A 20,232-nucleotide genomic window follows, 5' to 3' on the forward strand; every position below is an offset into this window, starting at 1 on the left:
CCGTCGTCCACACAGCCCAGGACCCGGTGCCCATGGCGCGGGGGCGAACATGGCTCAGAGCTTTCGGTCGATCTTCTTTTCCCGCATCAGCTGCCCCAGCTCTGTGTCCGACAGTGGGTGCAGCGTGTTCAGGAAACGGCGGAGCCCAGGTTCGTCGAGTGTCTGGCTGGTGACCTCGATCTCCGCGTTCCGGTGGCGGCGGGCAAGCGTGACCTCGCGGGCTCCGCCACGGAAGTCGCGGACCGTCACCATCTCACCGTGCGCGTCGACCGTGCAGGTCACGCCCTTGTCCGGGGGCTCGGGGCATCGGGGCGTCCATGTGGACGGCGAGCGCACCACGAGGCCGACGTACCCCACCTCGTAACCCTCCCGGACGGGGCGGTAGTCGACGACGAAGGAGGCCGGGCCGACCTCGGCACGGGAGACCTGCATGCCCGGCGGCGCGTCGCCCAGATACAGCAGCTCCGGCTTCTCCCGGTACCGCGCGACCTCCGCCTCGTGCTGACGCTGCTTCGCCTGCGCCGGACCGACGAAGCCGCCGTAGGCCACCCCTCCCGCCAGCACGGCCAGCGCCCCCAGCCGCACCCACCGGCTCGGCACGAAGAACGCCGCCACCACGGCGTACGGCGCCCCCGTCAGCGCGATCCGGGTGCTGGCGCTCCCCAGGTCGACGTCCGCACCGTAGGCGGCCAGACCGGCCAGGACGCCGAGCGTGCCGAGGACGAGGACCAGTACCGCCCAGCCCAACCGCCGCGGTGCGGAGCCGCACAGCGGCACCACGGTCCTCACCGGCAGGCCCGCCACAGCCAGCAGGCCCACCATCAGCGGCACACCCAACGCGAAGGCCGGCACCGTCGCGCCGACACCACCACCCCAGGCCGATACCTCCAGGCCGAAGCCGACAGACGGCACAACGGCCGCCGTCACTGCCCAGACCAGGAAGAGATGGAGGGCCGTAAGCGTCCCTCTGCCACCATTCATATCGCGGAGCCTGGCAGCCGACGGTCCGGCGCACATGAGTATGCGTACTCACGGTCGGCCGGGGCGGGCGGCTTTTGCCGTACGAACCCGCCGCGCAGGATGTCGCTCCCTCCTCGCCGAGCGGCTGGACGAGGGACTGGAGCGGCTGCGGCCACCGTGCAGCAGCCTGGCCCGCCGGTGTGGATCGGTGGCCGGGGCGACGCGGCCCGGCCACCGGTGATGCGTACGACGGCTCTATGGGGCCATCTCGTACGCGCCGGACAGTGCCTCGACGCGCTGCCAGACCCGCTGCGTGCGTGCTTCGTCGACGACCGGCCGCCGGACCGAACCCAGCGCCCATTCCTGCTGCTGTTCGGTCGCCGAGTCCTTGCCGTGCAGTTCGACGGCGTGCGCGGAGAAGTCCCGCACGAGGACGGCGAAGAGTTCGTCGAGCACGTCCTCGTCGAGTCCGGTCAGGGCGACCTGCTCCAGGACGAGCTGCCCGTGCACGACGAGGGCGAAGAGCTGACCGACCGCGAGGACGAGGTCGAGGTCGCGGCTCTGCTCCGCGTCGGGGGCCGCCGTCGCGACGAATGCGCAGAGAGCGTCGGCCTGTTCGCGGAAGCGGGTCACGTTGGGCAGGTGGGCGTACGCGTCGAAGGCGGGTCGCCAGTCGTGGAAGCGCACCGAGCCGAGGCCGCGGGCCGGTCCCTGACGGAACAGGAAGTCGTCGTCGGCCGCGTCGAGGCGGGTCGGCACGCCGGGATACTCGACCGGGTCGAGGAGGTGGCTGCGCATGAACTTCAGGATGAGCGCCAGGTTGACGTGGACCGTGCCTTCGAGCTTCGGCAGGCCGCGGATCTCCACGGCCGCCTGGCCGAAGTAGTTGTCCTTCTCGAAGCCCTTGGCCGCTATGACGTCCCACATGAGATCGATGACCTTCTCGCCCTCCGTGGTCACCTTCATCTTCGTCATCGGGTTGAAGAGCAGGTAACGGCGGTCGTCCGGGCCGGCGGAGCGGAAGTAGTCGACAGCACGGTCGCTGAACAACTTCATGCCGACGAGCCTGACGTACGCGTCGGTCAGCTCGCGCCGCACGTGCGGGAAGCTGGTGACGGGACGGCCGTACAGGATGCGGTTGTGGGCATGGGTGACGGCCTCGTACATGGCGTGCTCGCAGATGCCGATGGAGGCGGTGCACAGGTTGAACTTGCCGACGTTGACGGTGTTGAGGGCGGCGTCGAAGGCGGCGCGGCCGGTGTGCAGGACGTCCTCGGCCGCGACGGGATAGTCCTCCAGCCGGAACTCACTGACGAACTTCGAGGAGTCGACGACGTTCTTGACCAGGTGATAGGCCGGGTGACGGCTGTCGGCGGCGAAGAACACATAGCCGTCGGGGCCCTCGACGTCGGTACGACGGCCGAAGACCGAGACGAGTCCGGCGGCGTTGCCGTTGCCGATGTAGTACTTGGAGCCGGTGGCCCGGAAGCCGCCGTTGCCGTCGGGCTCGAGCAGCATGTCGGTGGAGTAGATGTCGGCGCCGTGGGCCTTCTCGGACAGGCCGAATGCGAACACCTCTCCCTGGGTGAGGAGTTCAGCGGCGCGGGCGCGGGCGGCGGCGTTGTCGCTCTGCCAGACGGGGCCCAGGCCGAGGATCGTGACCTGCCAGGCGTACCAGTAGTCCAGGCCGTAGAAGCCCAGGATCTCGTTCAGCGCGGCGATCCGGGCGGTGTCCCACCGCTTGTCCGGTTCCCCCTCCCCCGCGGCGGACGACGGCGTCAGGAAGGTGGCGAACAGGTTCTCCTTCGCCGCGAAGGCGAGGAAGTCGCCGAGCCACGCGCGGGTCCGGTAGTCCTCGATCAGCCGTCCCTTACCGCGCTCCTCGAACCAGTCGATGGTGGCACGCAGCAAGCGGCGCGTCTCCGGGTCGAAGTGCGCGGGGTCGTAGGTGCGCGGGTTGAACAGCAGCTGGTCAGCCATGCGATGACGCCTTTCGGCTGGTGGACGGGTGAGAAAGGGGAGGTCCGACGGCTGGACCGGCCGGATCGCGAGGACCGGCGGAGGGTGCGGCGGTGATCAGCGGGCCGGACCGAACCGGGCCAGCGTGGCAAGCACGTCGTCCAGCCAGTCGATCATCATCCGCTCGTACGCGATGCCGCCGCGCAGTACGGCGTGCTGGAGCTCCCGCTCCGCGTCGAGCGGCGCCTGCGCACCGGCCGCGTCCGCCTCGGGCCCTGTGAAGTCCCGCGCCTCTCCGGCGAGATAGTGCGCCAGCCGGTCGCGGTGCGCCTGCCGGTGCCGCTCCACCTCGCGGATCAGGGCGGCCGGGTCGTCGAAGGCGGCGCCCCGGATCTTCACGGCCAGGTCGTGGCGGACGCTCTCCGGCTCGATCGGATCGTGCAACCAGGAGGACAGCGCGGCGCGGCCGAGGTCGGCGACGGAGTACTCCTTCTTGTCCGGCCGGCCCTGCTGCGGGACGTCCCGGACGTCGACCCAGCCGTCGTTCTCCATGCGCTTGAGCACGCGATAGATCTGTTGGTGGGTCGCGGTCCAGAAGTAGCCGATGGACCGCTCGAAGCGGCGAGCCAGCTCGTAGCCGGATCCCGGCTTCTCCAAGAGCGACACCAAAATCGCGTGTTCCAGCGCCATGCCCCCGATCCTGCTATGCAACTCGTTGCATAGCAAGCCTCACCCCGTCCGATGCGACGCGACTCACCCCGCCGACGGCCCCCGTCCCGGCGGACAGGTCCGGGCCGCGCCGGCGGAATGGAGTCGTCGGCGAGGAGGGCATCAACGATCTTTATCGCCGCCTTGACGATCGATGCGGGCATTCGATCGACGCCTCAGTCCCACTCCCATGTGATGCCGAGGACGCCCGGTCGTATCTGCTGCTCCAGGAGGTGGACCGAACCGTAGGCGTTCAGTGTCAGATCGGCGACCGCCTCGCGAGGGGCGGTCGCCGAGGGACGGGCGAAGCGGCGGCAGTGGACGGGCAGGGCAGTACGGTCGAAGCCGACCTCGAGGACATACTGGCCGCCGCCGTAGGTGAAGCCGCGCACATACTCATGGCTGGGCGCACCGGTGCCGTCCTCGAAGCGGTACCCCATGACGGCGGTCTCCCCGGCTCTCAACCGCCCGTCGAAGAGCAGCTCGACGACGACCACTCCCGACGCGCCGTGACGCCGGATCCGCCCGACCCGGCAGTTGCCGAGACCGCGTACCCGTACCCGTTCCGTGTCGCAGCCCGGGTCGCCGTGATGGATGGCCAGATAGCGGTCGACACCGTCGCGGTGGGCCCGTACGACGTGTTGCGAGTCGCGGGCGACGAGCTCTCGATGGGCACCGATGTGAACGTGCTCGTAGTGGATCACGGTGTGCAGGCCGCCGTCCGCCGGCGCCGCCAGACTGGCCAGCAGCGATTCGACCGCGGCGGCGGGTTCGAGGAGGGTGCGGTACGTGCGGGCCGGGGGATGGTCGCCGGCGGCAGGTGGGCCTATCAGGCGGGTGAGGGCGTGCGGCGGGAGCTCCAGGACCTCTTCAAGTGCGGTGACGGCACGAAGCGACTCGGGCCGCTCGGGCCGCCGCACACCGCGCTGCCAGTAGCTGAGGCTGGTCACACCGACCCGTATACCGCGCTGGGCGAGCCGGTGCTGCACGCGATGCAGAGCCAGCCCGCGTGCGGCGAGCGCGGCCCGGAGCGCGGCAGAGAACGGGCCGGTGCGCAGTGCTTCGGCGAGTTCGGCCTCGGGGGTGGGGCGGGAGGGGCCGAGGGGTGGGTCACCGGGGCGCGGAGTGGCGCGGCGATCGGTATTGCGTGCTGCCATGGGACCCTCCCCTCTCCACGCCCTCTGATGGTTTATCTGTGAACGTTCACTTCCCCGTCCTGGCACGGGGCGTTTCTTGCCCCGCCATCTGCTGGTAGCTGCTGGGGCGTTCACAACCGTACGGGCGGAGTTCACTTCGCCGCCAGCCCTGTGGATAACGTCATTGACCGGGACCCAACAAGAGATCGATGCTGCTGTCGCAGCGTCCGGACGCGCTCCTCCACCCCCACCCTGACTGGGAGGAACGCCATGTCCACTACCACCCGGGGCCGTAGACGCCTGGCGTCAGCGGTCCTCTTGACCGTCGCCGTGCTCGCAGCAACGGCCCCCGCCCAGGCCGCTCCCCACACCTCGGCTCCGCACACCTCCACTCACACCGCCGTTCCCGCCGCCAAGCGCCTCGACATCACCATGCAGGCGCAGCAGAACAGCAACTGGTGCTGGGCGGCGAGCGGCAACACCATCGCGTCGTGGTTCGGGCGTGCCTACACCCAGAACCAGTTCTGCGACGCCGCTTTCAACCGGCCACAGGGCAGCGCCTGCGGCAACTGGCAGGCGGCACTGGACGACGTGCAGAACGCCCTCGACTGGATGGGCATCAACCCCGGTACCTATGTGAGGGGTTATCTGCGCTACAGCACCGTGCAGAACGAGATCAGCGCCAACCGTCCCATCGAGACGCGCATCGAGTGGAGCTCCGGGGGCGGGCACATGCATGTGCTGTACGGCTACGACACCTCGGGCACCCAGGTCTACTGGGGCGACCCGTGGCCCTCCAACTACCGCTACAACTGGGGGGATTACGACTACTACGTGAGCAACAACTCGTTCACGTGGACCCACTCGCTCTACGGGATCGGAGCGTGACCCCATGACACCGATCCGCACGTCACCGAAGCCCCGCACATCGAACCGGCAGGTGCCCGGCGGCCACAAGCCCGTCCGCAAGAGCGCGGCGGTCGTGGTGCTCACCGCCACGGGGATCCTCGCCGCACTCTCACCCACCACCGCCCACGGAGCGCCCACCGGCGGCTTCCCCGCGCCCTACACCGCCGCCGACACCGCTCAGGCACGCGAGGCGGCGTCGGCCCCGGCGTCCCTGCTCACCCTTTCGCGCTTCTTCGCCCGCAATGGCGCGATCGCGCAGAGCGCGGCCCGGCCACACCTGGTGGGGCCGTCGGTAACCGTCTACTCCCTCGCCCCGGGGTTCGTCGCCGGACACCCGGGTGCCCCTGTCGCCGACCCGCAGTTCGTCGCGAGCAAGGCGGTCTCCGCGGACGGCCAGGTCGCCTCGGTGTGGACCGTACGGACGGCGAAGGGGTGGAAGGTCGTCAACATCGCGACCGGCGGTGACGAGACCGACTACGTCAGCAAGGGGCGCGGCCTCGGAACCGTCTTCCGGGAACCGCAGATCGACGCCTGGTACGTGGTACGCGACGGCCGTGTGCTGCCGCTCGACCCCGACGCCCGGCGGGCCGTGGGCAAGGACGGTGTGCCCCTGGCCGGCTACCAGCGCCTCGTACACAGGAAATACGGCGACAAGCTCCCGGGGTCCGGCTACGACCGGGCGGGCGAGGGCGGCGGTTACGGCGGTACGGCCGCGCCCCCGCGCGCGTCCGCCGCATCCGCGGCCAGCACCGGGGCAACCGTCGCCGTGGGCGCCGCCGCCGCGGCCGTCGCCGCCTTGCTCGGCGTCTGCTTCGGCGTCCTCCGCAGGCGGCGCTCGCACCGCGTCAGCTGAGCCGCCTCCCCGGCACCGCCCCCGTGCCCAGGTCCACCCGGTCCGGTGCACGGGGGCTGTCCGCCCGGCCCGAGCGGGAATGCCGGCCCTCACCAGGAGGGTGAATCCATGGCCGCCGCCCCCTCCCGCCACCGCCCTCCAGGCGCGCGGTCCGCACTCCCGGCTGCGGGTAGCGTCGGTGCCCATGGACGTAGAACTGATAGAAGGCGACCCGGAGTTCGGGCGGCTGATCGCCGAGGTCGAGGAGACCGGCGAGCGTGTCCGGCTCACCGCGGACGGCGAGCCGGCGCGAGTGCTGCTGGCGGCGGCGGAGCTGGCAGCACTGGAGTGCTGGGCCGCACGGCACAACAAGGGCGCGCGGCCGCAGGACGAGCCGGCGGACGAGTACCCGCCGGGGCCGACGGCGTACGGGGCCTACCTCGGTTACAGCCATCCGCACGGCGGGATGACGCTCACCCGAGGCCGGGTGGTCGTGGCCGAGCTGCGCGACGCCGACACGGTGGCGTGGCTGGACGAACAGGCGATGTACGGGCGTCAGGGCTACATGGGGCCGAAGCAGTCGGCGGCCTTCGCCGAGTTCCTCGCACGTCAGAAGCCGGTCGGCGACGAGCACTGAACAGCGAACCGATCCGGCTCGCGGTCTGTTGCGCCAGGACCGCCGCCTCCGAGGGGGCGGCGGTCCTGATGCTCTTTCACCGTCGAGGGCCGGCTGTGTGTGCCGTGCTCCGTGAGGTCAGTTCCAGATGCCGGTGATGTCGGAGGCGTTGGCCGCGGCCCCGGCGTGGGTCGTCAGCCCGGCCAGGTCCTCAAGGGTGCGCAGCGTGTCGTAGTGGTTGTAGCGCGTCGAGGTGGAGCTGCCCGGTGCCACGTGCGCACCGTAGAACACGGTGGCGATGTGGTTGCTGTGCGAGCTGTCGTCCTCGTCGAAGGTGACGGCCAGGATGCTGTTGTGTGTCTGGGCCCAGGTGGCGTAGGCACTCAGGTTGTTCTTCAGCCACGTGTCGCCCGTCGTGATGGAGCAGTCGTGCATGTCGTTGCACAGGTTCGGGACGACGAAGGACACCTTCGGCAGGGTCGTGTAGTCCGTCGGGAACTGTGTGAAGGTGTGCGCCGTGTTCAGCGGAACGTTGCTGAAGGCGAACCACGGGTTGTGCTTCCGGGCGTACTTGGTGGCGGAGTTGGTGCACACCGTGGAGCCCTCCGAGGGCAGGCCCTCGTTGTAGCTGCCCCAGGTCTTGCCGGCGGCGATGAGCTCGGAGCCGAGGTTCGCTGCGCTGCTGAACTGCGGGGTGTAGCAGTTGTCGTTGGTGATGCCCTGGTTGTTGCCGGAGAAGAGGTCCAGGTAGTTGGGCTGGCTCGGGTGGGTGATGGCGAACGAGTTGGTGAGGTTGCCGCCACCGGCCTTCAGCGTGTTGTTGAGGTACGGGGCGCTGGTGCTGCCGATGACCTGCTCGTAGGAGTGGTTCTCGAACACCACTACGACCACGTGGTCGGGAGCGGGGAGTGCGGCGGCCTGCGCAGCCGGGGCGGCGACCCACACACCGACCAGGGCGGCGGGGAGGGCGGTGACGAGGGAGAGCGCCCGGCGCGAGCGCTTGATCCGGGACAGCAAGGACATGGTGGACCTCCTGTGAGAGCGGAGAGCGGCGAGGTTGTCCACTGATCAGGTCCTTTCTGATCAGGCGGTAGGAGAGTAGAGCGGCGCGGTGAGGGCCTTCAGGAGCCTGGCAATGAAGACCCGTCAAACAGCCGCTGGCTGCCGGTGTTCCAGCCATTTCCTCTGTTCACCTTCTGGAGGGTTGCCTCGGGCGTCCGGGCCCAGCACCGCAGCTGCGAGCTGTCGGGATTCCGTCGTCCGATCCGTCTCAGTAGACGGTGACGGACACACCACACAAGCCGCGTGCGTCCGCGGCTGCCTGCCGCCACATCCGCAGCGGTCCGTCCAGGACGCTCTCCTCGTCGTCGTGGTAGGCCAGCCAGTCCTGGTCCTCGGCCTCCGCGCGCTCCTTCGGGGTGAAGCCCAGTGCCCGCTCGACAGCAGGCAGCGTCTCACGCACCTCGGCGGAGGTGAGCAGGAAGTTGCCGCACCAGCCGGGGAGGAGGACGGCGCGGTCGGGGCCTATGGCGTGAAAGAAGGATCTCAGCGCGAACTCTTTGCTGTGGACCGAGATGAAGATGTCCTCCGCGCCGGTGACCAGGTCCCACACGTCCGTGAGCAATGAGAAGTCGTCGTGGGGCGACAGGCCGTCGTACATCTTCTGTACGTGCTCGCCGGAAGCGGTCAGTTCGAGGAAGGAGTTCAGCGAGTCCGCCTCCCTTTGGCAGGACCGGCCGAACGGCTCCCACCACGTCCGGTAGTCCGGCAGCGGCTCCCGGCACCAACGGTCCCAGCGTTCCCGTGCGAACGGATCGTCCCGCTCCGCGGCGATCAACGGGAGCAGCCGCGGAGCGAGAGTGCCGATGAAGTCGTCGTTGTGGGCGCTGATGGACCAGGCCGAGGTGATACCCATGTGAGGACCGTACGAGGCGCCACTGACAAAGGAGTGCCGGCAACGCCGACTTGGATGCGGGTGCGGGTCACAGACCCCAAGGCATCACTTGGGTGCGGCTAGACATACACAGGATTGACCGGGTCTGTCGCCATCCACGATGATCAGCGCAAGGCCCAGGCGGCAACCGGTCCGGCGCATTCGCGGGGTCCGGAGCCCGGGCGAAGACACGGAGGGTGCCGACCCGAGCGATGGAAGGATCCGTCTCGTGCCTGTCTCCCCCACCGCTTCCGCTCGGGCCATCAAGCTCCTGCGCGAGCTGGGTGCCGAAGAGGTCGCTCATCCAGGAGGTACTCTCCTCGCGCATCTCCAGCGCGTCCGAGAACAACTCGCCGACTGGGGCGCGCGCCCTGCCCTTCAGCTTGCGGGCCTGTGCCACGCGTTCTACGGCACCGACGGTTTCCCCACCGCGTTGCTGTCCCTGGACCGCCGTGCCGAACTTGCGGCGGCGATCGGTGCCGAGTCCGAAGCCATCGTGTACCTCTACGCGTCATGTGACCGAAAGGCCACCTATCCGACGCTCGCGGATGCCAACGTCCCGTTCCACGACCGCTTCACCGGCCATACCCGAGTCCCGGAACCGCAGCTGTGCCGTGACTTCGCCGAGCTGTCGGCCGCCAACGAGCTCGACCTCGCCCGCATCGACCCGTCGTTCCGCAAGAAGTGGGGGGCTGAACTACTCGCCTTGTTCACCCGCTTCCGCCCCCTGCTGAGCGAACCGGCCTGGTCGGCATGCCAGGCCGTGCTCGCTTCGGATCCACCTCCGCAGGGCTGAGTCCTCCGGTTCGCAGTCACGCCCGCTCGCCTCCGTGAGCGTGCGCGCACGGCGCTACCGTCGCTGCCGCTCGATCGCGTCGGCGGCCGCCAGCGCGAACCCCGCCACGTTGCGCGGACAGCGCCATCGGGAGCCCGGGTCGGGATCCCCGCCCTGTGTGTCCAGGTCCTCCCACGTGTAGTCGGAGCCCCCGGCAAGCAGCGACAACAGTGTCTCGAAGGACTCCAGGTGCGCGCTCAGGTCGTCGTCGCACGGATGACCCGCATGATGGCATGCGGCCTGCACGACGGCGGGGTCCGACGCGGCGCCCGACAGTGCTGCCACGACCCGCCGCGCCACCTCGGGGTCCGCGTCGTACATGGCATGGCCGTGTGTCCACGCAAGGCCCAGCGTGTAGAACGCCGTCACATCCGGATCACGCGGCCGGGCGGCCCGCGCTCCGTCGAGCCGCTCCACACACTCCAGCAGGGTCTCGTCGTGCTCCCCGAGGAAGTACCCCTGCCATATCGACTCCCAGTCGTTGATCAGCTCGTCCGCATCAGCAATCATGATCACTGAAGACGTCCGTCCGGAGGGCCCGGTTCCCGGCCAGGCGCCCACTGAGATCGGGTTCTCGACGCTGTTGTACGACGACGAGGTTGGTCCGCGGGAAGGGCGCGACGTGGATCGCGAATGCGGGGAGGCTGTTGGAGTCGGGGGGTGTCTCACCGGCCCGGGGGCCGTCATGGCGCGGGATCCCGTGCGCCTCCTGCGAGGAAGGCCAGCGCCACGGCTGCGTGGCAGGCGATACCCGAGGCGATCACGTCTTCGTCCAGGTCCATGCGGGACGAGTGCAGTGACGGGGCCTCGTGCGGTTCCCGGCCGGGCGGGCACACGCCGAGGAAGGCCAGGGCGCCGGGGACGGCCCGGAGGACGTAGGAGAAGTCCTCCGCCGTCATCTGCGTGGCCGCCAGGACGTCCGCCCTTCCTGCCCCGAGCACGACCTCGGCCGTACGCAGGACGAAGTCGGTGAACCGGGGGTCGTTGACGGTGACCGGATAACCCGGCTCGACGGTCGCCTCGGCCTCCGCTCCGTGGGCCGCGGCCACGCCCTCGGCCACCCTGCTGATCATCTCGTGCAGCCTCTGCCGTGTCGGCTCGGACAGGGTGCGCAGCGTGCCGCCCAGCTCCGCCGTGTCCGGGATGATGCCCGCGGCCGTACCCGCGGTCAGGCGGGTCACGCTGAGGACGGCCTTGTCGTCGACGGACAGGCTGCGGGTGATCATCGTCTGGAGGGCCAGGACGATCTCGCACGCCACGGGGACCGGGTCGCACGTCGTGTACGGTGCGGAGGCGTGACCACCGCGGCCGCGGACGAGGATCCGGAACCGGTCGGAGGCCGCCAGCTGCGGACCGGGGCGCAACCGCAGCTCGCCCGCGGGCAGATTCGGATGCACATGGAGGGCGAAGGCGGCGTCGGCTCTGCGTCCGGACGCCTCCAGCACACCCTCCTCCATCATGTGGCGGGCACCGTGGTTGCCCTCCTCACCGGGCTGGAACATGAAGACTACGCGTCCGGCGATGCGTTCGCGCCGCTCGGCGAGCAGCCGTGCCGCACCCACGAGCATCGCCGTGTGAGCGTCATGGCCGCACGCGTGCATCAGCCCGGGTGTCCGCGAGGCGAACGGCAGGCCGGTCTGCTCGGTGACCGGCAACGCGTCCATGTCGGCGCGCAACAGGATCGTCGGGCCGTCGGCCGGCCCGGTGAGGACCGCGGTGACGGAGGACAGCGTGCGGCCGGTGAGGATCTCCAGGCCGAGTCCGTCGAGCGCGCCCAGCACCAGGTGTTGGGTGGCCGGCAGGTCGAGTCCCAGCTCCGGACTTTCGTGCAGGGCGCGGCGCAGGGCGACCGCTCCGGGGGCCAGGCGGCGAGCATCGTCGAGAAGAGCCGGCTCGGCCGTGGCCACGGCGTCCTGCCCGGAGGGAACGGCGTCCGGCGCGCCCTGCGAAGCCCGAGACGGAGGCGTCATACAACCGTTCTCCTTCCCGGGCCCGGCCCATGGCGGCGCGCGGCCCGCAACAGCGGCACACGAGGAGGCGGTGCTCCCTCACCCTAGAGACCGCGGGGCAGGGCTGGACAGACCCCGGCGGTCCCGGCCAACGGGATCAGGACGGCGCCCGTGCTGACAGGATGGCGGATTCCGTCCGCTGACCAGGTGCCGACGCGCTGACATCCTCGGCTGAGGACAGCCCGCGAACCCGGGTCAGGGTGAGGACCGATCCGTGGCGATGTCTGCGTCCGCGGGAGCAGCACCCCGGCGCCCGGCCAGCGAAGGCGGAGGCCGGCTGTCACGCAAGAGCCTTGCAGCACCCGCCTCCGCCGGCGGTGTCCGAGACCGCTCCGAGGCGGCAGAAGCAGGACGCCTCGACCGGCACGTCCGCCATCGCGACGGCGATCTTCAACTTCTGCGCCACGATCTGTGCCTCTCCCGCCTTGCCCAGCCGGACCAGGCACTCGTGCAGCCCGTGCAGGGCCCAGACGTTGTCAGGGTGCTGCAACGCGCGGGGAAGGGTGTCGTCGAGTCCCAGATCGGCCCGGTAGACCGCCTCGGCCTCCGCGACACGCCCCCGTTCCAGGAGCAGGGCGCCGTATGCGTGCCGGGTGGGCTGCATCCATCCCCACGGCTCGTCGTAGGGCAGGTTGTCATCCAGGTCGATCGACCGCTTGAGCGCGGCGAAGGCGGCGTCATGGTCGCCCTTGCGGTATGCGAGTTCACCGTCGAGCATCGCCGACGCGATCGCCAGGATGTCGGCGCAGGTGTTGTTGAACAGCATGCGTGTCTCCGGCACCCGGGCGACCGCCTCGCCCAGCAGCCGGCGTTCGGCGTCGGCTTCGGCGATATGGCCGGTGGCCGCGTACGCGACGCCTCGGGCGTAGTGCAGCATCGCCGTGCTCACGCTGTAGAGCTCCGGGTCGGCGGGCAGGGGCGTCCGCAGGATGTCGTTCCAGCGGCCGAAGCGGATCAGTACATGGACCCGCATGGCGAGGAAGCCCTCCAGCCAGTCAGCCATGGGCGGACTCTGCACACGCAGCAGTTCCTCGGGGATGGACGCCTCCAGCTGGGCAGCGGCCTGCAGAGCGGTCCGGAACTGGCCGAGGAACATCGCACCGTAGATCTTGAAGTGGTAGTTGTGCGACCGGTACAGCGTGTAGAAGTTCATGGCTCCGGCCCGCGCGTGGAACTTCTCGTCGGCGACGATCGCGTCGTCGTTGTCGGACACCACTCGACGGTAGTCGCCGCAGAGCACCTCGATGTGTGACGGCATGTGCTGCAGATGGCCGGCGTCGGGCACCAGGCCGCGCAGCCGGTCGGCGACGGGCAGGGCAGCCTCGGGCGTCGGGGACATCTCCATCAGGTGGATGTACATGTGCAGGATGCCGAGGTGTTCCGCCCCGGCATCTGTCGCGATTGCCCGGTCCAGGACCGCCTTGGCCTCAAGCGTGCGGGCGCCTTCGGCCGGCGCGCCGGTCCGCAGGTTCCACAGCCGCCAGGGGGTGAGGTTCATCAGCGCGTCGGCGTACAGGGTGGTGATGTCGAGGTCGTCCCGGGCGATTTCGTGGACGGCGCGCATGCTGTCGGCGTACGGCGCGTTCCACACGGAACAGTCGTCGACGGCCTCCGCCTGCGGATATCGGCTACGCAATGCGCCGATCAGGGCTAGTTCGACGGGCGTGGCGCGGGCTTCCGCCTTCGCGTGGGCGAGTTCCACGGCGGCGTGGGTGCGTTCGACGGTGCGCGCGAGGTCCTGTTCGTCGAAGAACTCCCACGGCTTGTTGTAGTTGGGGCCGAGTGCGTAGGCGATGCCCCAGTACGCCATGGCACAGCCGGGGTCGGCCGCCGCGGCGGCTTCGAAGCAGGAGACGGCTTCCTCGTGGTTGAAGGCGTACGTCCAGACCAGTCCGCGGTCGAACCAGAGTTGTGCCTCGGGTGAGGAAGTCGTGACGGGGCGGCTGTACGTGCCGAGATCGTAGTAGTCCATGCATCGTCCCTCACCAGCCGACCGCCGAAGCGCCGGGAACCGATCGCGCTCATTACGCACAGCGTGCACGGAACAGCGTAGTGGGACGATTCATGACTTGGCCGGCAGTTCCGGGCGTGCCCGTCGAATGACGTCGCCCGGAAAGGGTGCCCCGCATGTGTTCGTTCGTACGAGCGCGGGGCACCCTGTCGGCTCCGGTGGGAAGTCAGTTCCTCTCGGTCTCGAAGGTGCGCAGCAAGTCGGCGGCGACGCTCACTGCGATGGTCGCCGGTTCCTTGCCGGTGATGTCGGCCAGTCCGATCGGGGTCTTGATCCGATCGATGGTGGCCTCGTCGTGACCGCCCTCGGTGGAGAGGCGTTTGCGGAACCGTACCCACTTGGCCGCCGACCCGATCAGCCCGATGGAGCCGAGATGGGTCGTGCGCAGGGCGGCGTCGCACAGGGCGGCGTCCTCGGCGTGATCATGGGTCATGATCAGGATGTGGGTGCCGCGCGGCAAATCCTCCAGGACCTCCTCGGGCAGCAGCGGCGTGTGATGCACATGCACCTGCGCCACCGCGTCGGCCAGCACGTCGAGCCGCTCCTCGGTCAGGACGTCCGCGCGGGTGTCGATCAGATGGAGGTCGAGGTCCTGACGAGCCAGGATGCGCGCCAGCTCCAGGCCGACGTGCCCGACACCGAAGATCGCCACCGCCCGCACCACCGGCAGCGGTTCGAGCAGCACGGAGACCGTGCCACCGCAGCACTGCACGCCATGCTGGTTGGTCACTTTGTCGTTCAGGGCGAAATCGATCAGCTCGGGCTCCGGCTTGGACGCGGCGATCATCTCCCGGGCCCGATCGATCGCGACGGCCTCGACATTGCCGCCGCCGATCGAGCCCCATGTCTTGCTCTGCCCCACGACGAGTTTCGCACCGGCGTCGCGCGGGGCGTGGCCGCGCACGGTCGCGACGGTCACCAGCACGCCGGCCTCCCGGCGTGCTCGCAACCGTGCGACCGCGGCGACCCATGTCATGTCAGGCACCGCTCAACGCTTCTGCGTCAGTGCGGATCTCGCCGTTGACGTGGCCATTTCCGGCGCGGCCGTTGGCGGCGATCCCGTTGCGGGTGTGATCGACCCCGGAGGCGTCGCCCCGGCGAGCCGCCTGGATCGCCCAGTACACCGCTTCCGGTGTCGCGGGCGAGGCCAAGTCGACGCCGACCCCGCTCGGCCCGAACGCGGCGGCGGCCTGCCGCAGCGCTTCGCGCACCGAGAACGCCAGCATCAGCGGAGGCTCACCCACCGCCTTGGACCCGTACACCGCGCCCTCTTCGGTGGCGTTCTCCAGCAGCGTGACGTTGAACTCCTCGGGCATCTCCGAGAAGCTCGGCAGCTTGTAGGTGCTGGCGGCCTGGGTCAGCAGCCGGCCGCGGTTCGGTCCGTCGCCGGTGTCCCAGCGCAGGTCCTCGAGCGTCAGCCAGCCGGCGCCCTGCACGAAACCGCCCTCGACCTGACCGATGTCGATCATCGGGGAGAGGCTGTCGCCGACATCGTGCACGATGTCCACCCGTCGGATGCGGTAGGCGCCGGTGAAGCCGTCGACCTCCACCTCCGTCGCGGCGGCGCCATGGGCGAAGTACTTGAACGGCGAGCCCCTGAAGGTCTTCGCGTCCCAGTGCAGCCCCTCGGTCCGGTAGTAACCGGCCGCCGACAGCTGGACTCGCTGGAAGTACGCGGTGCGCACCAGGTCGTCCCAGGCCAGTTCCCTGTCGCTGCCGAGGGCCCGCGCGACGCCCTCGACGATGCGTACGTCCGAGGCGTTCGCACCCAGCTGGGTGGCGGCCACCTGGAGCAGCCGCTCGCGCAGCTGCTCGCAGGCGTTCTTCACCGCGCCGCCGTTGAGGTCCGCCCCGGAACTGGCAGCGGTGGCGGAGGTGTTGGGCACCTTGTCGGTGCGCGTCGGGGCCAGCCGCACCTTGTGCAGCGGGATGCCCAGCGTGGTCGCGGCCACCTGCAGCATCTTGGTGTGCAGGCCCTGACCCATCTCGGTGCCGCCGTGGTTGATCAGGACCGAGCCGTCCTTGTAGATCAGCACCAGCGCGCCGCCCTGGTTGAAGGCGGTGAGGTTGAACGAGATGCCGAACTTGATGCCGGTGATCGCGAGCGCCCGCTTGGTGTGCGGGTGCGCTGCGTTGAAGGCGGCGATCTCGCGCTTGCGGTCGGCGATGCCGGCGTCGGCCTGAACCTGCTGCCAGACGGTGGAGATCCGCTCGGGCTGCGTGACCGGCTGTCCGTACGGCGTCGTCTGGCCCTGGCCCGGCTGGTAGAAGTTGCGTTCCCGCAACTCCATGGGATCCAGGCCGAGCAGCGGGGCGCAGCGGCCCAGGATGTCCTCGATCACCAGCATGCCCTGCGGTCCGCCGAAGCCGCGGAAGGCGGTGTTGGAGACCGTGTTGGTCTTGGCGATGCGACCGGCGACGCGCGCGTTGGGGATCCAGTAGGTGTTGTCGATGTGGCACAGCGCGCGGGCCAGCACCGGCTCGGAGAGGTCCAGGCTCCAGCCTCCGTCCGCGGTCAGGGTGGCGTCCAGGGCCTGGATACGGCCGTCCGCGTCGAAGCCGATCTTCCACTGGGCGTGGAACCCGTGCCGCTTGCCGGACATGGTGAGGTCCTGCGTCCGGTTGAGCCGGAACCGTACCGGGCGGCCGGTCAGCTTGGCACCGAGCGCGGCGACGGCCGCGAAGCCGTGCGGCTGCATCTCCTTGCCGCCGAAGCCGCCGCCCATCCGCAGGCACTGCACGGTCACCTCGTGCGCGGGCACCCCGAGCACGTGCGAGACGATCTCCTGGGTCTCCGACGGGTGCTGGGTGCTGCTCTGGATGAACACCTGCCCGTTCTCGTCGACCTGGGCCAGCGCCGCGTGCGTTTCGAGATAGAAGTGCTCCTGGCCGGCGAACTGGAACTCGCCGGTGAACACGTGTGCGGAGTCGGCGAAGCCCGCGTCGACGTCGCCGGCCACCATCACGGGCTGGGCACCGTGATAACTGCCGGCCGCGATCGCGTCCTGCAACGTGATCAGGGAGGGCGCTTCGTCGAGTTCCACCTCGACGGCCGCCGCACCGAGCCGGGCGGCCTCCAGCGTCTCGCCGAGCACCCAGGCGACCGCGTGGCCGTGGAACATGACCTCGTCGGGGAAGAGAGGCTCGTCGTGCTTCATGCCGGCGTCGTTGACGCCGGGTACGTCGGCACCGGTCAGGACGCGCACCACACCGGGCACGGCGAGCGCCGGCTCGGTGCGCAGCGCCGTGATCCTGCCGCGGGCCTTCATGACCTGGACCGGGTAGGCGTGCAGCACGTCCTTGGTCCGGTGGATCAGGTCGTCGGTGTAGAGCGCGGCGCCGGTGACGTGCAGGTTGGCGCTCTCGTGCGGCATCGAAACGCCGACGACCGGCTTTTCGGGGCGCTCGGACAGATGGCTCATGACGACACCGCCTCGGTGGTCTGTGCGTACAGCTTCAGCAGGCTCTGGCCGAGCATCGCGGCGCGGTAGTCGGCGCTGGCGCGGTGATCGCTCATCGGCGTGCCCTGGGACTGCAGCACCTGTGCCGCGGCCTCGACGGTCTCCGTCACCCACGGCTTGCCCTCCAGGGCCGCCTCGGTGGCGAGGGCGCGGATCGGGGTGGCGGCCACGCCGCCCAGGCCGATGCGCGCCTTGCGGACGATCCCGTCCTCGATGTCGAGGGCGAACGCGACCGCCACGCTGGAGATGTCGTCGAAGCGCCGCTTGGCGATCTTGTGGAAGGCCGTGACGGGCGACAGCGGGAGCGGGATGCGCACCGCGCGGATCAGTTCGCCGGGGCGGCGCACGCTCTGGCGGTAGCCGGTGAAGTAGTCGGCCAGCGGAACCACCCGCTCACCGTCGGCGTCGGCGAGCAGCACCGAGGCCTCCAGCGCGAGCAGCACCGGCGGGCTGTCACCGATGGGGGAGCCGGTACCCAGGTTGCCGCCGAGGGTCGCGCTGTTGCGGATGAGCCGGGAGGCGAACTGCGGGAACAGCTGTGCCAGCAGCGGGACGGTGCCGTCGAGGCGGCGTTCGATCTCGGTGAGCGTCTGCGCCGCCCCGATCTCGATGTGGTCGGACTCGACGCGCAGCTCCCGCAGTTCGGGCAGGCGGTCGATGGCGACCACGCAATTGGCCCGGCGCGAACGGACGTTGACCTCCACGCCCCAGTCGGTGCTGCCGGCGACCACCACCGCGTCCGGCCGCTCGCGCAGCAGCCGCAGCGTGTCCGCGAGGGTGCCCGGCCGCAGGAACGCGTTGTCGCCCTGGGTGTATTCGGTGGCGACCGGCTCGGGCGGGGACTGCTCGCGACGCTGCGCCAGCGGGTCGTCCTCGGTGGGCGCGCCGACAGCGAACGCGGCATCGCGGATGGGGCGGTAACCGGTGCAGCGGCACAGGTTTCCGCTCAGCGAGTGCAGGTCGAAACCGTTCGGACCGTGCTCGGCGTCGGCGCTGTCGGCCGAGTCGGCGTGCGCGCAGCGGTCGGGCCGGTAGTACTCGGCGGCCATGCTGCAGATGAATCCCGGCGTGCAGTAACCGCACTGGGAGCCGCCGCGGACCGCCATCTCCTCCTGCACCGGGTGCAGGGTGGGAGGCGTGCCGGGTTCACCGTCGGTGGCGAGGCCTTCGGAGGTGACGATCTCCTGACCGTCGAGCGCCGCGACCGGGACCAGGCAGGCGTTGACCGCCACCCAGTCGGTGGGCTTGTTCACCCCGGGACGGGCCACCAGGACCGAACAGGCGCCGCACTCACCCTCCGCGCAGCCCTCCTTGGTGCCGGTGAGGCCACGCTCGCGCAGGAAATCCAGAACCGTGGTGTGAGGAGCAGCGGGCGAAATCGGTGTTTCTTTCCCGTTGACCGTGATCCGCGCCGCTACCATGACGGGCCTTCGTTTCTGTGCGTGATCGGTCGATTCATCATGTTCGCCAATTTCAGGCAGCTTTCTGTGTTCAGACGCGCCAGGTGAGACAAGCAGGCGCAAAAACGGCACGCAACAGCGGCGTGCGAGAAGGTGGTGACGGAAAGCCCGAATGTGCCACGGACGGGCACATCAGAACGGCGTGCTCAGCAGCCGTGCGCGATCCGACCCGGAACCCAGACCGTGCACTGGGCGAGGCGACCGAGATCAGAGCAGGTGTACATCCGCTGGTCGCCTCCTTTCGGTAGTCATGGATCGGCTACCGCAAGCTAGTGGCTTGGGCCACAGAGGTCAAGAGATCGATCCCGCGACGTGCGCTGTCGGCCCAGTCCGACTGTCATGTCACCCCCTGCGGGTGCCAGGAGCAGCTTCGGTGGCGCTGGGGTCCGCCGGCCGTGGTGAGCGGGTTTCTCGCGGGTGGAGCCGGTCCGGTGACCTCCACGGTGGCCGGACGCAGCAGATGCTCACCGAGCCGGTAACCGGGGCGGAGGACCGCCGAGCAGACCAGTCGATCCCTGTCGGGGGACACGTGGTGCGCCAAGGCGTCATGACAGTCGGGGTCGAACGGATCGCCCACCTCACCGAACGACGTGACGCCCAACGAGCCGAGCTGCTCCTGCAGGCTGTCAGTGATGTCCTTCAGGCCGGGCGTCAGCGGCTCGTGCGCCAACGCCCGGTCGACGGCGTCCAGCACGGGCAGCAGCGCCCGCACCACGTTGGCCACCGCTATCTCGCGTACGGCCAGACGGTCCCGCCGGACCCGCTTGCGGTAGTTGTCGTACTCGGCCTTCACCCGCTGCAGGTCGGCGGACCGCTCCTCCACCAGGCGTCGCAGCCTGTCCAGCTCGGTGCTCCGCGGACCGCTCCCGGTCATCGTCAGCCAGCCTCCGGCTTGTCATCGTCCACGATCTCGGCGTCCACCACGTCATCATCGGACGAACCACCGCTCGTACCACCGCCCGCGGACGCGCCGGCCGGCTGCTCGGCCCGCGACTTCTCATACAGGGCCGTACCGATCTTCTGCGCGGCCTGCGCGGTGCGGTCGACGGCCTGCCGGATCGCCGCCGTGTCCGCGCTCTCGTCCTTCAGCTTCTCCTTCAGCTCGGCCAGCGCCGTCTCCGTGCTCGGGAAAGCGCCAGGCATGGTCACCCATGTGCCGCTTGACCGAGCGCGCGGTGCGCTCCACGTTCGTCACGGCCTGCCGCTTGGCGACCTCGCCGACGAGGACCTCACCGTTCTTGGAGAACGCCACCACCGACGGGGTGGTCCGGGCACCCTCGGTGTTGGTGATGACGGTGGGCTCGCCGCCCTCAAGGACCGAGACCACCGAGTTCGTCGTACCCAGGTCGATACCAACCGCACGTGCCATCGGTGCTCTCCCTCCTCACCCATGCCCTGCTTCG

18 protein-coding genes and 1 pseudogene are annotated in these 20,232 nt (G+C 69.7%); 4 read left to right on the top strand and 15 right to left on the bottom strand.

Annotation, left to right across the window (positions count from 1 at the left end):
- Nucleotides 1–54: 54 nt before the first annotated feature.
- The 4 genes from ACZ41I_RS08865 to ACZ41I_RS08880 all read right to left on the bottom strand — a co-directional run bounded on the left by ACZ41I_RS08865 (nucleotide 55) and on the right by ACZ41I_RS08880 (nucleotide 4,784).
- Entirely contained in the window at nucleotides 55–981 is a 927-nt protein-coding gene (locus tag ACZ41I_RS08865) for a hypothetical protein (protein ID WP_468513623.1), read from the bottom strand.
- Between the two features lie 234 nt (nucleotides 982–1,215).
- Entirely contained in the window at nucleotides 1,216–2,940 is a 1,725-nt protein-coding gene (locus ACZ41I_RS08870; protein WP_363217727.1) for an acyl-CoA dehydrogenase family protein, read from the bottom strand.
- A gap of 96 nt (nucleotides 2,941–3,036) precedes the next feature.
- Nucleotides 3,037–3,609 carry a PadR family transcriptional regulator gene (locus ACZ41I_RS08875; protein ID WP_399769161.1) on the bottom strand — a complete coding sequence of 191 codons (573 nt, stop codon included), beginning with the start codon at nucleotides 3,607–3,609 and terminating at the stop codon, nucleotides 3,037–3,039.
- A 194-nt stretch (nucleotides 3,610–3,803) separates the two neighbouring features.
- Nucleotides 3,804–4,784 (bottom strand): hypothetical protein, encoded by a 981-nt coding sequence (locus ACZ41I_RS08880; protein WP_468513624.1) that lies wholly within the window; start codon nucleotides 4,782–4,784, stop codon nucleotides 3,804–3,806.
- A gap of 249 nt (nucleotides 4,785–5,033) precedes the next feature.
- Here ACZ41I_RS08880 and ACZ41I_RS08885 point away from each other — a divergent pair, with 249 nt between their 5' ends.
- From ACZ41I_RS08885 to ACZ41I_RS08895, 3 genes are all read left to right on the top strand, one after another.
- Nucleotides 5,034–5,651 (top strand): papain-like cysteine protease family protein, encoded by a 618-nt coding sequence (locus ACZ41I_RS08885; RefSeq protein ID WP_468513625.1) that lies wholly within the window; start codon nucleotides 5,034–5,036, stop codon nucleotides 5,649–5,651.
- 4 nt (nucleotides 5,652–5,655) lie between these two features.
- Complete coding sequence (locus ACZ41I_RS08890; protein ID WP_468513626.1) at nucleotides 5,656–6,525, top strand: hypothetical protein; 870 nt, start codon at nucleotides 5,656–5,658, stop codon at nucleotides 6,523–6,525.
- A 184-nt stretch (nucleotides 6,526–6,709) separates the two neighbouring features.
- Nucleotides 6,710–7,141 carry a type II toxin-antitoxin system Phd/YefM family antitoxin gene (locus ACZ41I_RS08895; RefSeq protein WP_468513627.1) on the top strand — a complete coding sequence of 144 codons (432 nt, stop codon included), beginning with the start codon at nucleotides 6,710–6,712 and terminating at the stop codon, nucleotides 7,139–7,141.
- A gap of 117 nt (nucleotides 7,142–7,258) precedes the next feature.
- Here the strand turns inward: ACZ41I_RS08895 and ACZ41I_RS08900 are convergent, their stop codons facing one another.
- Entirely contained in the window at nucleotides 7,259–8,143 is an 885-nt protein-coding gene (locus tag ACZ41I_RS08900; RefSeq protein ID WP_363219531.1) for an alkaline phosphatase family protein, read from the bottom strand.
- A 247-nt stretch (nucleotides 8,144–8,390) separates the two neighbouring features.
- A complete protein-coding gene (locus tag ACZ41I_RS08905) occupies nucleotides 8,391–9,035 on the bottom strand; it encodes a hypothetical protein (RefSeq protein WP_468513628.1) in 645 nt (214 codons plus the stop codon).
- 247 nt (nucleotides 9,036–9,282) lie between these two features.
- On the opposite strand from ACZ41I_RS08905, the gene ACZ41I_RS08910 reads away from it, so the two are divergent.
- Nucleotides 9,283–9,849, top strand: coding sequence for a DUF6817 domain-containing protein (locus ACZ41I_RS08910; protein ID WP_468513629.1), 567 nt, complete (start codon nucleotides 9,283–9,285; stop codon nucleotides 9,847–9,849).
- 54 nt (nucleotides 9,850–9,903) lie between these two features.
- Here the strand turns inward: ACZ41I_RS08910 and ACZ41I_RS08915 are convergent, their stop codons facing one another.
- The 9 genes and pseudogenes from ACZ41I_RS08915 to ACZ41I_RS08955 all read right to left on the bottom strand — a co-directional run.
- On the bottom strand, nucleotides 9,904–10,398 hold the full coding sequence (locus ACZ41I_RS08915) for a hypothetical protein (protein ID WP_399769177.1): 495 nt from the start codon (nucleotides 10,396–10,398) through the stop codon (nucleotides 9,904–9,906).
- 173 nt (nucleotides 10,399–10,571) lie between these two features.
- Nucleotides 10,572–11,858, bottom strand: coding sequence for a M20 metallopeptidase family protein (locus ACZ41I_RS08920; protein ID WP_468513630.1), 1,287 nt, complete (start codon nucleotides 11,856–11,858; stop codon nucleotides 10,572–10,574).
- A 319-nt stretch (nucleotides 11,859–12,177) separates the two neighbouring features.
- Nucleotides 12,178–13,869: a tetratricopeptide repeat protein gene (locus ACZ41I_RS08925; protein WP_468513631.1), complete on the bottom strand. Its 1,692-nt coding sequence runs from the start codon at nucleotides 13,867–13,869 to the stop codon at nucleotides 12,178–12,180.
- 205 nt (nucleotides 13,870–14,074) lie between these two features.
- Complete coding sequence (xdhC, locus tag ACZ41I_RS08930) at nucleotides 14,075–14,884, bottom strand: xanthine dehydrogenase accessory protein XdhC (protein ID WP_363219539.1); 810 nt, start codon at nucleotides 14,882–14,884, stop codon at nucleotides 14,075–14,077.
- Between the two features lies 1 nt (nucleotide 14,885).
- Entirely contained in the window at nucleotides 14,886–17,330 is a 2,445-nt protein-coding gene (xdhB, locus tag ACZ41I_RS08935; protein WP_363219540.1) for a xanthine dehydrogenase molybdopterin binding subunit, read from the bottom strand.
- On the bottom strand, nucleotides 17,327–18,790 hold the full coding sequence (locus ACZ41I_RS08940) for a xanthine dehydrogenase small subunit (protein ID WP_468513632.1): 1,464 nt from the start codon (nucleotides 18,788–18,790) through the stop codon (nucleotides 17,327–17,329). The genes xdhB and ACZ41I_RS08940 overlap by 4 nt, the downstream gene beginning before the upstream one ends.
- Before the next feature lie 376 nt (nucleotides 18,791–19,166).
- A complete protein-coding gene (gene grpE / locus ACZ41I_RS08945; RefSeq protein WP_468513633.1) occupies nucleotides 19,167–19,703 on the bottom strand; it encodes a nucleotide exchange factor GrpE in 537 nt (178 codons plus the stop codon).
- 2 nt (nucleotides 19,704–19,705) lie between these two features.
- A complete protein-coding gene (locus tag ACZ41I_RS08950) occupies nucleotides 19,706–19,972 on the bottom strand; it encodes a hypothetical protein (protein ID WP_468513885.1) in 267 nt (88 codons plus the stop codon).
- Nucleotides 19,935–20,198 (bottom strand): annotated as a pseudogene (locus ACZ41I_RS08955) (Hsp70 family protein); the annotation flags it as partial. The pseudogene ACZ41I_RS08955 and the gene ACZ41I_RS08950, both read right to left, overlap by 38 nt.
- Nucleotides 20,199–20,232 lie beyond the last annotated feature (34 nt).

Source organism: Streptomyces sp. NPDC030799 (genome assembly GCF_055572255.1).

Excerpts from the sequence above, each read along its gene's own strand:
- ACZ41I_RS08865 (WP_468513623.1), bottom strand. The coding sequence starts at position 981 with ATGAATGGTGGCAGAGGGACGCTTACGGCCCTCCATCTCTTCCTGGTC.
- grpE (WP_468513633.1), bottom strand. The coding sequence starts at position 19,703 with ATGACCGGGAGCGGTCCGCGGAGCACCGAGCTGGACAGGCTGCGACGC.
- ACZ41I_RS08900 (WP_363219531.1), bottom strand. The coding sequence starts at position 8,143 with ATGTCCTTGCTGTCCCGGATCAAGCGCTCGCGCCGGGCGCTCTCCCTC.
- ACZ41I_RS08875 (WP_399769161.1), bottom strand. The coding sequence starts at position 3,609 with ATGGCGCTGGAACACGCGATTTTGGTGTCGCTCTTGGAGAAGCCGGGA.
- xdhC (WP_363219539.1), bottom strand. The coding sequence starts at position 14,884 with ATGACATGGGTCGCCGCGGTCGCACGGTTGCGAGCACGCCGGGAGGCC.
- ACZ41I_RS08905 (WP_468513628.1), bottom strand. The coding sequence starts at position 9,035 with ATGGGTATCACCTCGGCCTGGTCCATCAGCGCCCACAACGACGACTTC.
- ACZ41I_RS08880 (WP_468513624.1), bottom strand. The coding sequence starts at position 4,784 with ATGGCAGCACGCAATACCGATCGCCGCGCCACTCCGCGCCCCGGTGAC.
- ACZ41I_RS08915 (WP_399769177.1), bottom strand. The coding sequence starts at position 10,398 with ATGATTGCTGATGCGGACGAGCTGATCAACGACTGGGAGTCGATATGG.
- xdhB (WP_363219540.1), bottom strand. The coding sequence starts at position 17,330 with ATGAGCCATCTGTCCGAGCGCCCCGAAAAGCCGGTCGTCGGCGTTTCG.
- ACZ41I_RS08895 (WP_468513627.1), top strand. The coding sequence starts at position 6,710 with ATGGACGTAGAACTGATAGAAGGCGACCCGGAGTTCGGGCGGCTGATC.
- ACZ41I_RS08885 (WP_468513625.1), top strand. The coding sequence starts at position 5,034 with ATGTCCACTACCACCCGGGGCCGTAGACGCCTGGCGTCAGCGGTCCTC.
- ACZ41I_RS08940 (WP_468513632.1), bottom strand. The coding sequence starts at position 18,790 with ATGGTAGCGGCGCGGATCACGGTCAACGGGAAAGAAACACCGATTTCG.
- ACZ41I_RS08950 (WP_468513885.1), bottom strand. The coding sequence starts at position 19,972 with ATGCCTGGCGCTTTCCCGAGCACGGAGACGGCGCTGGCCGAGCTGAAG.
- ACZ41I_RS08870 (WP_363217727.1), bottom strand. The coding sequence starts at position 2,940 with ATGGCTGACCAGCTGCTGTTCAACCCGCGCACCTACGACCCCGCGCAC.
- ACZ41I_RS08925 (WP_468513631.1), bottom strand. The coding sequence starts at position 13,869 with ATGGACTACTACGATCTCGGCACGTACAGCCGCCCCGTCACGACTTCC.
- ACZ41I_RS08920 (WP_468513630.1), bottom strand. The coding sequence starts at position 11,858 with ATGACGCCTCCGTCTCGGGCTTCGCAGGGCGCGCCGGACGCCGTTCCC.
- ACZ41I_RS08890 (WP_468513626.1), top strand. The coding sequence starts at position 5,656 with ATGACACCGATCCGCACGTCACCGAAGCCCCGCACATCGAACCGGCAG.